Source organism: Agromyces neolithicus (assembly GCF_039529735.1).
GTDB classification, from domain to species: Bacteria; Actinomycetota; Actinomycetes; order Actinomycetales; family Microbacteriaceae; genus Agromyces; species Agromyces neolithicus.
The window spans coordinates 52,318-64,383 of the sequence record NZ_BAAANJ010000004.1; the positions used below are offsets into that span (position 1 = coordinate 52,318).

Annotated in this window: 13 protein-coding genes; 7 read left to right on the forward strand and 6 right to left on the reverse strand. The window is 71.2% G+C overall.

Translation table 11 applies throughout. The features are described from left to right. Nucleotides 1-6: 6 nt before the first annotated feature. Nucleotides 7-558 (reverse strand): TetR/AcrR family transcriptional regulator, encoded by a 552-nt coding sequence (locus ABD164_RS05540; protein ID WP_344294272.1) that lies wholly within the window; start codon nt 556-558, stop codon nt 7-9. A gap of 63 nt (nt 559-621) precedes the next feature. Between ABD164_RS05540 and ABD164_RS05545 the strand changes: the two genes are divergently transcribed. Beyond that, nucleotides 622-1,557 (forward strand): alpha/beta fold hydrolase, encoded by a 936-nt coding sequence (locus ABD164_RS05545; RefSeq protein ID WP_344294274.1) that lies wholly within the window; start codon nt 622-624, stop codon nt 1,555-1,557. Nucleotides 1,558-1,602: 45 nt separating this feature from the next. Here the strand turns inward: ABD164_RS05545 and ABD164_RS05550 are convergent, their stop codons facing one another. The 3 genes from ABD164_RS05550 to ABD164_RS05560 are packed head-to-tail and all read right to left on the reverse strand — an operon-like array spanning nt 1,603 to nt 4,670. Continuing rightward, nucleotides 1,603-2,016 (reverse strand): molybdenum cofactor biosynthesis protein MoaE, encoded by a 414-nt coding sequence (locus ABD164_RS05550; RefSeq protein ID WP_344294276.1) that lies wholly within the window; start codon nt 2,014-2,016, stop codon nt 1,603-1,605. A 45-nt stretch (nt 2,017-2,061) separates the two neighbouring features. Further along, nucleotides 2,062-3,225, reverse strand: coding sequence for a ThiF family adenylyltransferase (locus ABD164_RS05555; protein ID WP_344294278.1), 1,164 nt, complete (start codon nt 3,223-3,225; stop codon nt 2,062-2,064). Nucleotides 3,226-3,269: 44 nt separating this feature from the next. Beyond that, nucleotides 3,270-4,670 (reverse strand): HNH endonuclease signature motif containing protein, encoded by a 1,401-nt coding sequence (locus tag ABD164_RS05560; RefSeq protein WP_344294280.1) that lies wholly within the window; start codon nt 4,668-4,670, stop codon nt 3,270-3,272. A 341-nt stretch (nt 4,671-5,011) separates the two neighbouring features. Here ABD164_RS05560 and ABD164_RS05565 point away from each other — a divergent pair, with 341 nt between their 5' ends. The 6 genes from ABD164_RS05565 to ABD164_RS05590 all read left to right on the forward strand — a co-directional run bounded on the left by ABD164_RS05565 (nt 5,012) and on the right by ABD164_RS05590 (nt 10,136). Continuing rightward, nucleotides 5,012-5,470: an SRPBCC family protein gene (locus ABD164_RS05565; RefSeq protein ID WP_344294282.1), complete on the forward strand. Its 459-nt coding sequence runs from the start codon at nt 5,012-5,014 to the stop codon at nt 5,468-5,470. Between the two features lie 247 nt (nt 5,471-5,717). Further along, nucleotides 5,718-5,966 carry a MoaD/ThiS family protein gene (locus ABD164_RS05570; RefSeq protein ID WP_344294284.1) on the forward strand — a complete coding sequence of 83 codons (249 nt, stop codon included), beginning with the start codon at nt 5,718-5,720 and terminating at the stop codon, nt 5,964-5,966. A gap of 14 nt (nt 5,967-5,980) precedes the next feature. Continuing rightward, nucleotides 5,981-7,276 carry a molybdopterin molybdotransferase MoeA gene (locus tag ABD164_RS05575; protein ID WP_344294286.1) on the forward strand — a complete coding sequence of 432 codons (1,296 nt, stop codon included), beginning with the start codon at nt 5,981-5,983 and terminating at the stop codon, nt 7,274-7,276. Nucleotides 7,277-7,342: 66 nt separating this feature from the next. Then, on the forward strand, nt 7,343-8,620 hold the full coding sequence (locus ABD164_RS05580; RefSeq protein ID WP_344294288.1) for a molybdopterin molybdotransferase MoeA: 1,278 nt from the start codon (nt 7,343-7,345) through the stop codon (nt 8,618-8,620). Then, nucleotides 8,617-9,093 (forward strand): cyclic pyranopterin monophosphate synthase MoaC, encoded by a 477-nt coding sequence (gene moaC, locus ABD164_RS05585; RefSeq protein ID WP_344294290.1) that lies wholly within the window; start codon nt 8,617-8,619, stop codon nt 9,091-9,093. Before ABD164_RS05580 ends, moaC begins: the two co-directional genes overlap by 4 nt. Continuing rightward, complete coding sequence (locus ABD164_RS05590; RefSeq protein ID WP_344294292.1) at nt 9,090-10,136, forward strand: DUF6457 domain-containing protein; 1,047 nt, start codon at nt 9,090-9,092, stop codon at nt 10,134-10,136. The genes moaC and ABD164_RS05590 overlap by 4 nt, the downstream gene beginning before the upstream one ends. Before the next feature lie 28 nt (nt 10,137-10,164). Here ABD164_RS05590 and ABD164_RS05595 read toward each other — a convergent pair whose 3' ends face one another. Further along, on the reverse strand, nt 10,165-10,671 hold the full coding sequence (locus tag ABD164_RS05595) for a MogA/MoaB family molybdenum cofactor biosynthesis protein (protein ID WP_344294294.1): 507 nt from the start codon (nt 10,669-10,671) through the stop codon (nt 10,165-10,167). 22 nt (nt 10,672-10,693) lie between these two features. Next, the gene (locus ABD164_RS05600) at nt 10,694-11,911 is read right to left on the reverse strand and encodes an MFS transporter (RefSeq protein ID WP_344294297.1); all 1,218 of its coding nucleotides are present in this window, start codon (nt 11,909-11,911) and stop codon (nt 10,694-10,696) included. Nucleotides 11,912-12,066: the final 155 nt, after the last annotated feature.

The following is a 12,066-nucleotide window of genomic DNA, read 5'->3' on the forward strand; positions in this document are numbered from 1 at the left end:
TTCGACTCAGTGATTGACGAGCGCGCGGACGGCTCGTTCGATGGGCGGGCGCAGGTCGAGCGTCGGGTCGATCGTGAGGCGGTGGAACACGAGTCCGTCGCTGAGCGCCATGAGCGCCCGCGCCGACGGCACCGGCTCTGGCACGCCGGCAGCGGTGACGAGCTGCTCGGCGAGGCGCTCGACCTCGCGCCGCTGTCGCCGGTGCGGTTCGCCGAGGTCGGGGTCGGCGGCGAGCTCGAGGAAGAGCGCGTAGCGGGCCCGGGTACGCGCGGCGTGCTGGCCGGTCTGCAGCTCGAGCACCGCGGTGAGTACCGCGATGAGGGCTTCGGCGTCGGTCGGCATGGGCATGAGCGCCGGGTCGAACTCGGCCCGTTCGTTCACCGCGATCCATTCGACGATGCCGGCGAGGAGCGACCGCCGGGTGCGGAACCAGTTGGAGGTGGAGCCGGCGGGAAGCCCGGCCCGCGTGTCGACGCGCGCGTGACTGAGCGCTCGGATGCCCTCGGTGCCGAGCAGCTCGACGGCCGCCTCGAGCGCGCGTTCCCTGGTCGCCGCCATGGACACATCCAATCATCGGGAGTACTATAAATATAGTAGTCCGACAATGACGAGGGGGTCATCATGGACACGCCAGAACTCCGGTCCCTCCCCGACGACGACGCGCGGCCACACGTCGCGAGCCGGTCCGCGTGGACCCCACCTCTGCCCGAAGCACCGGGCTTCGCACACCTCGTCGTCGAGACCCGCGGGCTGCGCTCGCACGTCGCAACGCTCGGCGACGTCGACGGCGAGCCCATCGTGCTGTTGCACGGCTTTCCCCTGCACTGGTGGCAGTGGCGAGAGGTGGCACCCCGACTCGCCGCGGCGGGATACCGCGTGATCTGCCCCGACCTGCGCGGCGCCGGCTGGACCGAAGCCGACGACTCCGGCATCGAGCGTGAAACGCGAATGCGCGACCTGCTCGCCATCCTCGACGCGCTCGGCATCGAACGCGCCCACGTCGTCGGCCACGACATGGGCGCGATCACCGCGATGCAGCTCGCGTACACCCATCCCGAACGAGTTCGGCAGGCGGTGCAGCTCTCGGTGCCGCCCGGATTCATCTCGTTCAGCCCGAAGCTCATCTCGGCGTTCCGGCACATGCCGAAGCTGCTCTGGCATCGCCCGGGAGACTCGCTCCGGGGCGTGTGGGCCGATCAATACTGCGCGAGGCGAACGCCCGAGGCGATCATCGACGCCCACCTCGCGCCCATGCAACGTTCCGACATCGATCAGGCGGTGCGCGCGCTCTACCGCGGCATGGTGGTCCCCGAGTCGATGCAGCTGAGCCGAGGCGTGTACAAACGGATGCACCTGACCATTCCGACACTCTTCGCGTTCGGTCGGGTCGACACCCGGTTCAACGAGCCGCTCGTACGCCGCCTGTGCGCACAGCCCGAACGGTTCGCCGACCGCATCGAGTTCGGCTTCGTCGACAACGCAGGGAAACTCCTCCCAGACGACGCACCCGACGAGGTGGCCGACCTGACGCTCGAGTTCTTGAACCGGGCCAGCTGAGTTCGGCGCGAACCGCTCAGTCACCGGCGCGCACGCCGCGCACGCTCAGAGCCCGACCCACTCCGACACGCCGTCGGTGAAGTGCTGTCGCTTCCAGATCGGCACCTGCTGCTTGATCAGGTCGACGAGGCGTTCGCACGCGTCGAACGCCTCGGCACGATGCGGGGCGGATGCCGCGGCCACGAGTGCGGCGTCGCCGATGCGCAACTCGCCCACGCGATGGGCGGCTGCGACCGGGAGCCCGGTGTCGTCGGCGATGCGTCGCACGCACTCTGCGAGGAACCGCTCGGCCTCGGGGTGCGCCTGGTAGTCGAGCGAGAGAACATCGCGTCCGCCGTCGTGGTTGCGCACGACCCCGAGGAACACCACGGTCGCCCCGCTTGCGTCAGCCTCGACGGCCGCGCGCACGGCAGTCTCGTCGATGGGCTCGGCGGTGACGACGGCGTGCTGTGCGTTCATGCGGACCTCTCGCGTGGTGATCGATCAATGATCGGTGATCGTCGGTCAGCGGTGCACGAGTTCGCCCGCGACCGACGAGAATGCGTCGATGCCTCCGGCGAGGTACACGACGTCGGCGTGCCCGCGTTCGCGCAGCAGTCGCGCCGCACGCCGCGACCTGGTGTCTTGCTCGCAGTACACGACGAGCGCGCCGTCGCCCGGCACGGGTTCAGCTCCGGCGGCGAGTTCGCCGAGGGGCACGAGTTCGCTGCCGTCGATGCGTCGCAACGCGGCTTCGATGGGTTCGCGCACGTCGAGCAGCCGCAGCGGCTCACCGCTGCGCATGCGCCGCAGCAGTTCGGCGGCTGAGATCGGGGCACCGGATGTCGCTGCCTGCGCCGCGCTCGCGGCGCCGTCGACGCCGCAGAAGACCTCGTAGTCGATGAGCGACGTGACCGCCGGGGCATCGGCTATCGCTTCGTACGCGATCTCGCGACTGCGACCCGACAGCGCATCGATCGTCATGACCCGGCCGAGCAGCAGCTCGCCGATTCCGGTGACGAGCTTGAGGACCTCATTGGCCATGAGCGCCCCGACCGTGGCGCACAGGCTCGGCAGCACGCCGCCGAGCTCGCACGAGAGCACCTCGTCGGGCGACGGCGGCAGCGGGAACAGGTCGCGATACGTCGGCCCATACGCGTGCCACGCAAGGCCGACCTGGCCGTGGTACCGCAGGATCGCTCCCCAAACGAGCGGCTTGCCCTCGAGCAGGGCGGCGTCGTTCGTGAGGTAGCGAGTGGGGAAGTTGTCGCTGCCGTCGACGACGACGTCGTACCGCGCGAGGATGTCGCGGATGTTCGCCGCGCTCAACCGCTCGGTGTGGCGCACCACCCGGCATTCGGGGTCGATCATGGCGACGGTGTCGGCCAGCGAGTCGACCTTGGGGCGGCCCACGTCGGCGAGGCCGTGGCTCACCTGGCGGTGCAGGTTCGAGAGCTCGACGAGGTCGTCGTCGGCGATGCCGATCGTGCCGACGCCCGCACCGGCGAGGTACGGCACGAGGGCACTGCCGAGCCCGCCCGCGCCGACGACGAGCACCCGTGCCGCGGCGAGGCGGCGCTGCGCGAGCTCGCCGAAGCCGGGCAGCATGATCTGGCGACTGAACCGGGCGATGCGCTCAGGGTTGAGCGGCGCCGACGGCTCGACCAGTGGTGCCGGGCGTGCGCGCATGCGGCAATTGTACGTTCGCGCGGAGGGGAGGCGCCCCGACCTGGTCAGAACGGCGGTGGCCGGTCTGGGATCGGGTTCTCGGGGTGCGTCTCGTGGGTGTTGCCCGCGGGTGAGGTCCACTCGAGCGAGCCTTGGCCGATGTGTCGTACCGACCAGGAGGTCTCGTGTTTGAGATGGTGGTGCGCTGCGCAGACGTGCGCCAGGTTGTGGTGGGCGGTGCGACCGTTGTCGGCGTAGTCGATGGTGTGGTCGATGTCGCTGCGTCGGGCGGGGCGGTTGCAGCCGGGGAATCGGCAGGTGCCGTCGCGGACTTCGAGCCAGCGGGCGAGGTCGGCCGGCGGGCGGTAGCTGCGCCGGTCGACGTCGAGTACGGTACCGGCGACCGCGTGGGTCAGGATGCGGGTGAACGATGGTGCCCGGGCTGCGAGGCGTCGCGCCATCTCGGGTGGGATCGGGCCGTAGCCCTCGAGCAGGCCGGGAGCTTCGGACTCGCCCATCGCGGTGAGCACCGGGACGGTGAGGTGCACGCTCGGCCGTACCCGGGCGACCGCGTCGGCCAGCGCCGACTGATCATCGAGGGTGCCGTAGAGCAGCAGGTCGCGGGCCGTGTCGGCGCGTACCTGATCGGCGGTGAGCTGTTCGTCACGAACCTGGTCGATGCCGGTGGTTTCGGCGCTCGACGAGTGCGTCGCGGGTGCCACCTCTTCAGGCCTGCGCGCGTCGCGGTTCACGCACGCGACCCGGTCGAGGCGGTCGAAGATCAGTTTCGCGTCGTCGATGGGCAGGAACGCGTGCAGCCAGGCCATGCCGTCGGCGGCGGCCTCGAACTCGACCCGCCGCTTCGCACGGGCCTTGCGGTGCCGTTCGGCGATGGTCTCGGAGATGACCTGTTCACGCAGGCGCAGCGCTTTGCGCCGCACGGTGGCCGCGGTGTGCGATGTCGAGAACTCGGCGAGCAGCTCGTCGAGCCGGGCACACGCGTCACGATCGTCGTCGCCGAGATCAGTGGTCTGCTCGACGACGACCCGGGCATGCGCCATCGTGATCGACCCATCGCGCAATGCCCCGAGTGTCGCAGGCAGCCGGGTCGACAGGGCTGTGGCCTCGTCGAGTTGGCGTTGCACCGTGCGCTCGGGCAGGTGCAGCGCGGTCGCGAGCTCGGCGGTCACGGCCCGGCGAGCCATCTCGCGTCGCCGCTCGGGCGAAAGGGATGCCGCGACGAACGCCTCGGCGCTGCGCACCGCATAACTCACCGCGAGGAAGAGCACATCGACCCGCAACGCCGCATGCATCGCCTCGATACGCTGCGCGTGCACCGACGCCCCGACCAGCTCGGAAAGCCCGTCTTGCGCAATCGCATACGGCGAGCGTTCACCAGGGGAGCCGGCCGCGCCATGACCGGTAGAATCACCATCTGATCTGGGATTCGACCGGTCTTCGCTCATGTTCCGAGCATACCAGAAATCGAACACGTGTTCTACCGATCTGCTTAGGTGAAGCTCGACGCTCAATCGTCGTCGCCAGGAGCGGACGCTGTCACGCCCGGCGGCCCATCGCGTCGCATGGGGCGCAATGCTGCTCGGGGTCGTGTTCTGTGCGCACGCGGTCGTGGTTGGCGCCAAGTATGTACCTCATGACGCGTCTGCGCCGCCGATGGTGGTTCATCTGTCGCTGAAGGAGTCGGCATCGTCCTCGGCGGCGTCCCGCCGGAACCCGATCCGACGAATCCGCTCCAACGGTGACCGTGCGCTCTACAATCGGCCTCAGGCAGAGAACGGGGAATCACATGTCCACCACTGCGTCCGATGGAGTCGCTTCGACGACCCGCACCACGTTCAGTCGCTCCACCCGCATCGCCCAACACATCGACGCCGACGCCGCCACGGTATGGCGACTGCTGACCACTGCAGCAGAGATCCCGAGGTGGAACTCGACGGTCGTCTCCCTGGATGGCCAGATCGCCCTCGGCTCGAAGATCAAGCTCGTCTCAACACTCGACCCGAGCCGCACGTTTTCGTTGAAGATCAAGGAGTTCGAGCCAAACTCGCGCCTGACGTTGGGCAATGCGATGTTCACTCGCACGTGCTCCCTCAGCGGCGAGGCTGGCGGCACGCGAGTGGTCGTCGTCGAGCGCATCGGCGGCCCGTTCTACCCGTTCGTCGCCCGGAAGATCCCGCCCTTGGACGAGAACTTCGAGCAGGTCAACGCCGACCTGAAGAAGGCAGCGGAAGCCGCGGCGTCCTAAGGAACGACCGCGCTCGCCGCGCCGCAGATGGAATCCAGGTCTGCACCCCCGCACCGTCGCCGCGGATCGCGCGAGACCACAACCGATCTCCGTGGCCCTGCGCCATGCGCACGCCGACGTCACCCAAGCAGATACCCAGAGCATGTGTTCGAGGGTTCTGCGCCAGATTCCGGGTGCCGACGTCTCGCGGCGCCGTATTCGCGGTCGACCCGACCGTGGCCATGTCGCGCCGAGTAGCATCATGGCCATGACACTCGTGACCGTTCGGTACTTCGCCGCCGCCGCCGACGCGGCCGGCGTCGAAGAAGAGCGGCTCGAACTCACCGGCGGGGCAACCCTGGGTGCACTGCGCGACGAACTGATCGCGCGCTACGGCACCTCGATGGAACGGGTGCTGCGCTCGGGTTCGTTCCTGGTCGACGGCACGGTGCGGCGCGAGGCGGGACATCCGCTCGCCGACCGGGTCGACATCCTGCCGCCGTTCGCCGGCGGCTGAGCCTCGGAGGCACGATGCGCACGTTCGTCGAACACCAACGCGCGGTGCGCGAGCTGCTCGCCCCGCTGCATGCGTCGCTCGAGGCGGCCGACGATGCAGAGGTGCTCGCGCTCGACGCCGTCGCAGGCCCTCACGGCCGAGTGCGCGCCCATGGGCGGGTACTCGCGCACGACGTGCTCGCCCCCGGCGACCTGCCCGCGTTCGCGAACTCGCAGATGGACGGGTACGCGGTCGCTTCGGCCGACCTCGCGGCCGCCCGGCCCGAGAAGCCCGTCGAACTGCCCGTCGGGCGCACCACCGCGGCGGGGGACCCGATCCGAACGCACGCGCGCGGCACGGCGTCGCCCGTGATGACGGGCGCGGCCGTGCCGCTCGGCGCTGACGCGATCGTGCCCGTCGAGGCGGCCGATCCCGCGCGATTCCCGGGCCTCGGCAACGGCGCCCACGACGTGCCGGCCGGCACCACCGTGCGGTTCGCGCACCCGGTCGAGCCGGGCACGTTCGTGCGCGCGATCGGCACCGACGTCGCCCGCGGCGCCGTGCTGCTTCCCGCGGGCACGCGCCTCGGGCCCGCCCAGCTCGGCACGCTCGCCGCCGCCGGCATCACCGAGGTCGCGTTGCGCCGCCGCATCACGGTGCTGCTGCTGTCGACCGGGCACGAGCTGCGCCCGGCGGGCGCGCCGCTCGAACCGGGGCAGATCCACGATGCGAACACCCCGATGCTTCGCGCCGCGATCGAAGAGGCCGGCGCGCTCGTGCGCGACGCGCTCACGCCCGACGACCCCGACGCCGTCGTCAACGCCCTCGAGGCCGAAGCCGGACTCGTCGACCTCGTGATCACGACGGGCGGAGTGAGTGCCGGTGCGTTCGAGGTCGTGCGCGACGCGCTGGCTGATCGGGGCGTCGAGTTCGTGAGGGTCGGCATCCAGCCAGGGGGCCCGCAGGGACTCGGCCGGGTCATCCTCTCGCCCGGAACCCCCGGCGTGCCCGTCGTGACGTTCCCCGGCAACCCGGTGAGCGCACTCGTCTCGTTCGAGCTGTTCCTGCGACCCGTGTTGCGCGCGTTCGCCGGCCTCGCCCCCGACCGCCCCCGCGCGCACCTCAAGCTCGCCCACCCGGTGACCTCGCCCATGGGCAAGCACCAGGTGCGCCGCGGCGTCATCGACGGCAACGGCGCGGTCGAGGTCGGAGCACCGAGCTCGCACCTGCTGCATGCCTACGCGAATGCGACCGTGCTGGTGCACCTGCCGGTCGGCGTCGACGAACTGCCGGCCGGCGCGCCGGTCGACGTCTGGAGGATCGATGACTGAGTCGCGCCGCTCGATGCCGCCGCGCCTGGTACGACCGCGCCTGGTACGACCGTGCCCGATGCGGCGATGAGCGCCGGCGAGGTCGAGACGGTCGACGCGCACCTCGCGCGCGTGCTCGGCGCCGTGCATCCGCTCGCGCCCGTCGACGAGCCGCTCACCGCGGCCCACGGGCGCGTGCTCGCGGTCGACGTGCGCAGCCGGCTCGACATTCCGCGGTTCGACAACTCGGCCATGGACGGGTACGCCGTGCGGCACTCCGACGTCGCCGCGGCGAGCGCCGGGCACCCGGTGACCCTGCGGGTGGTCGCCGAGGTCGCCGCGGGCGGCGCCGACGATCCTGCGATCGGCCCTGGCGAGGCGGTGCACATCATGACGGGCGCGCCCCTGCCGAGCTCGGCCGATGCCGTCGTTCCCATCGAGCACACCGACGCCGGCCGCGACACGGTGATCGTCTCGGTGCCGCCGAGAATCGGGGCGCACGTGCGACGCGCGGGCGAAGACCTGCGCGCAGGCGACCCCGTACTCGCCGCCGGGGTGCGGCTCACGGCGGCGCGCGTCTCGGCCCTCGCCGCGGCGGGGCACGCACGGGTCGTGGTGCAGGCGACTCCTCGCGTCGGTGTCGTCTCGACGGGAAGCGAACTCGTCACCCCGGGTCATCCGCTCGCACGCGGACAGATCCCCGAATCGAACTCGCTGCTGCTCGCGGGGCTCGTGCGCGGGGCAGGCGGCGACGTCGCGCACATCGCGACCGTGCCCGACGACGAGTCGGTGCTCGACGACGAGCTCGCGCGCTGCCTCGACGCAGGCCTCGACCTCATCGTGCTGTCGGGCGGCGTGAGCGTCGGCGCGCACGATGTCGTCAGGGCAGCCCTCGGCGAGCTGCGCACCGTCGGATTCCACACCATCGCGATGCAGCCCGGCAAGCCGCAGGCGTTCGGGATGCTCCGGCGCGACGACGAGACGCCGATCCCCGTGTTCGGGCTGCCGGGCAACCCCGTCGCCACCGCCGTCTCGTTCGAGGCGTTCGTGCGGCCCGCGCTGCGGCGGCTGCAGGGGGCTGCCGACGTGCACCGGCCGCGCATCGTCGCCGTCGCGGCGGAGAGCTGGCGCGTGCCGCGCGCGAAGGTGCAGTACATGCCGGTCGCGGTCGTCACGCCCGCAGAGGCGGGCCCGCCCGGATCGGCGGTCGATACCCGCCCGCGCGTGCGGCCCGCGACCAGCGGCGGCTCGGGCTCGCACCTCGTCGGGGGCCTCGCCGCCGCCGACGGCTACGCGATCGTGCCCGCCGAGGTCGACGAGGTTCGCGTGGGCGACCCCGTGACTGTCATGCTGGTGACCTCATGAGCGAGCAGCCATTCACCCACCTCGATGCCCGCGGCGAGGCCCGCATGGTCGATGTGACGCAGAAGAGCCCCACCGTTCGCAGTGCCACCGCGACCGGACGCGTCGTGTGCGGCCCCGAGGTCGTCGCGCACTTGCGCGACGGCAGCGCACCCAAGGGCGACGTGCTCGCCGTCGCGCGCATCGCCGGAATCCAGGCCGCGAAACGCACCGCCGAGCTGCTGCCGCTCGCGCACGTCATCGGCGTGCACGGGGTGGTCGTCGACCTCAGCGTCGACGACGTCGGTGTCGCGATCAGCGCGACGGTGCGCACGGCCGACCGCACCGGGGTCGAGATGGAGGCGTTCACCGCCGTGTCGGTCGCGGCCCTCGCGATCGTCGACATGGTGAAGGGCATCGACAAGTCGGTGTCGATCGAGGGCATCCGGCTCGAGGCGAAGACGGGCGGCAAGTCGGGCGACTGGCACCGCGTGTGAGCGATTCATCCGCGAGCTGGTCGTCCATGGGCGGCGACGACGGCCTCGCGTTCGATGCGATCATCCTCGCCGGGGGCAGATCGTCGCGGCTCGGCGGCTCGCCGAAGGCCGAGCTCGTCATCGGGTCGCGACGACTCGTCGACATCGCGGTCGATGCGGCGTCCGCGGTCGGCGCACACCGCACGGTCGTGGTCGGCCCCGACGGGCTCGTCACAGCCCCGGTGATCACCGCCCGCGAACAGCCACCGTTCGGCGGACCCGTCGCCGGCCTCGCCGCGGGGCTCGCCGCACTCGATCGCCTCGACGCCGACGCCGCGGCATCCGCTCGCAGTGAAGCCGAACCCGAACCCGAAACCGCAACCGCAACTGCAACCGACCCCGATGCCGACGCCACCGCCGGTCGCACCGAACCCGCCGACCATTGGGTGCTCGCGCTCACGTGCGACCTGCCACTTGCCGCCGCGGCTGCGGCCGAGCTCGTCGCTGCAGCACGCACCACGACCGGCGCGACGCAGGGCATCTGCCTCGACGACGGGCGACCGCAGTGGTTGCCCACCGTCTACCGACGCGACGTGCTGGCCCGGGCGCTCGCCGAACTCGGCGACCCGCACGGCGCATCGATGCGCGCACTCGCCGACCATCTGGCGCTGACCACCATCCCCGACCCGGGCGGCCTCACCATCGATGTCGACACATGGCAAGATGTCGAACGCGCGAGAACGCCGGCGGAGCCTACTGACGAAGCATCGCCATCACCGCGCGCGGAAGGAGCGGGAATGCCGAACACGTCGCAGTCCCCCGAGTCGCTCGACCGGTGGCTCGCCGCCCTCGCGACCGAGCTCGGCATCGAGCCTGCCGACGTTCCCATCGGCGAGATCCTCGACCTCGCACGCGACGTCGCACACGGCGTCGCACGCCCCGCCGCCCCGCTCAGCGCTTTCGTCGTCGGTCTCGCGGTCGGTGCGGGCAACGGCTCGCTCGCCGAGCTCTCGGCACGCGCGACCGCCCTCGCCGAGGGCTGGTCGTCCGACGAGCCGGCCTGACGCGCACGGCCCGCGGCGCTACGCCGCCTCAGTGATCGCCGCCGTCGAGCTGTGCGATCAGGTGCGGCACCAGAGGGATCAGCACCTCGAGCCCGTCGGCGACGCCGCCCGTCGAGCCGGGCAGGTTCACGACGACCGCGCGCGGTCGGCCGGCCGGCGCGGCGATGCCGACGAGCCCGCGTGAGAGCACGGCAGCGGGCACGGCGGATGCCCCGTGCCGGCGGATCTGCTCGGAGACCCCGGGCAGTTCGGCGGCGAGCAGGGGCCGCGTGCCCTCGGGGGTGAGGTCGCGAGGGCCGACGCCCGTGCCACCCGTCGTGACCACCAGGCGGAACCCCGCCGTGAGCGCCGCAGCGATCGCCCCCTCGACCGAGGCGGCGCCATCAGGCACCACGGCGACCTGCACAGCCTCGAACCCGGCCTCAGTCAGACGGGCGATCGCGGCCGGCCCCGAGGCATCGGCTCGCTCGCCGCTCGCCGACCGGTCGGAGACCGTGATCACGGCCGCCCGCATGCGCTGCGCATCGTCTGCCATGCACCAAGGCTAGGCCGTTCGCTCAGGAGCCGGGCCGCGCGTCGCGCAGCATGCCGGCGACGACGAGCGCGAACGCGCCGACGAGCACGAGCAGCCACAGCCCGAGCGCATAGGAGTTCGTCTCGGGGTTGTACGTGGCGCCCATCACCAGGGGCGGGAAGTAGCCGCCCAAGCCGCCGGCCGCTGCCACGACTCCCGTGACCGCGCCCACCTTGTCTTTCGGCGTCGACGGGCCGACCCAGGCGAAGACTCCTCCCATGCCGAGCCCCATCGCTGCGGCCATCGCGATGAAGACGACCCCGGTGAGCACCCCCTCCGGCGGCTGCTGTCCGACGACATAGGCGAACGCCACGATACCGGCGAGCGACACGAGTGAGACGATCTTGGGCCCGAAGCGGTCGGCGAGCACACCGCCGACCGGGCGGGCGATCACCGCCGCGACGGCGAACATCGCCGTGCGAGTGCCGGCGCCGATCGCATCGACGTCGCCGGGGTAGATCGTGGTGAGGTACTTCGGCAAGAAGGTCGAGAAGGCGACGAAGCCGCCGAAGACGATCGCGTAGAGGAACGACATCTCCCACGTGATCGGCAGCCGCAATGCTCCCATGACCTTCGGAATGAGCGGCTGGCGGCTCGGTTCCCACACCGGCGAGTCCCGCAGGAACAGCCACACCACGATCGCGGTCGCCACCATGATCGCGGCGATGAGCAGGTGGGTCGGCAGATAGCCGATGCTCTCGGCCAGGCGCGGTGTGAAGAACGCCGAGACCGCGGTGCCGATCATGCCCATGCCGAACACGCCCGTCGCGAACCCCCGGCGCCTCGGCTCGTACCAGGCGCTCGAGAACGGCACGCCGACCGCGAAGATCGTGCCGGCCACGCCGAGTACGAAGCCGGCCACCATCAGCAGCGGAAAGCTCTTCAGGATGCCGGCGAGGGCGACAAGCAGCACCGGCGGCACCGAGGCGAGCAGCACGAAGGTGAACATCTTCCGCCCGCCGAAGCGGTCGGTGAGTGCGCCGACGACGATGCGACCGAGTGCACCGACCAGCACCGGCATGGCGAGCATGAGCGAGATCTGCCCCTCGTCGAGTCCCATCTCGGTCGCATACGTCTGCTGCAGCGGCGCGATCAGCATCCACGCCCAGAAGCCGATCGTCGAGGCGAGGGTCGCCAGCAGCACCTGGCCGAACTGGCCTCGCAGCTCGGTGCGTCGAGGTTGCGTCGAAGTCGCCGTCATGTTGCCCCCTCGCTGTGCGAAATCGTTCGGCCGCGCTGCTGGTGCGACCATATCGGCGCGATTCGTGCTCCGCCAGCATCGTCGGCGGGGTTTTTCGCACCGGTTCGCGCGCGACCGGGCGGCGCGCCTTCCGAGGCCCTCGCCCGATGGGCATA

Excerpts from the sequence above, each read along its gene's own strand:
- ABD164_RS05540 (WP_344294272.1), bottom strand. The coding sequence starts at position 558 with ATGGCGGCGACCAGGGAACGCGCGCTCGAGGCGGCCGTCGAGCTGCTC.
- ABD164_RS05545 (WP_344294274.1), top strand. The coding sequence starts at position 622 with ATGGACACGCCAGAACTCCGGTCCCTCCCCGACGACGACGCGCGGCCA.
- ABD164_RS05550 (WP_344294276.1), bottom strand. The coding sequence starts at position 2,016 with ATGAACGCACAGCACGCCGTCGTCACCGCCGAGCCCATCGACGAGACT.
- ABD164_RS05555 (WP_344294278.1), bottom strand. The coding sequence starts at position 3,225 with ATGCGCGCACGCCCGGCACCACTGGTCGAGCCGTCGGCGCCGCTCAAC.
- ABD164_RS05560 (WP_344294280.1), bottom strand. The coding sequence starts at position 4,670 with ATGAGCGAAGACCGGTCGAATCCCAGATCAGATGGTGATTCTACCGGT.
- ABD164_RS05565 (WP_344294282.1), top strand. The coding sequence starts at position 5,012 with ATGTCCACCACTGCGTCCGATGGAGTCGCTTCGACGACCCGCACCACG.
- ABD164_RS05570 (WP_344294284.1), top strand. The coding sequence starts at position 5,718 with ATGACACTCGTGACCGTTCGGTACTTCGCCGCCGCCGCCGACGCGGCC.
- ABD164_RS05575 (WP_344294286.1), top strand. The coding sequence starts at position 5,981 with ATGCGCACGTTCGTCGAACACCAACGCGCGGTGCGCGAGCTGCTCGCC.
- ABD164_RS05580 (WP_344294288.1), top strand. The coding sequence starts at position 7,343 with ATGAGCGCCGGCGAGGTCGAGACGGTCGACGCGCACCTCGCGCGCGTG.
- moaC (WP_344294290.1), top strand. The coding sequence starts at position 8,617 with ATGAGCGAGCAGCCATTCACCCACCTCGATGCCCGCGGCGAGGCCCGC.
- ABD164_RS05595 (WP_344294294.1), bottom strand. The coding sequence starts at position 10,671 with ATGGCAGACGATGCGCAGCGCATGCGGGCGGCCGTGATCACGGTCTCC.
- ABD164_RS05600 (WP_344294297.1), bottom strand. The coding sequence starts at position 11,911 with ATGACGGCGACTTCGACGCAACCTCGACGCACCGAGCTGCGAGGCCAG.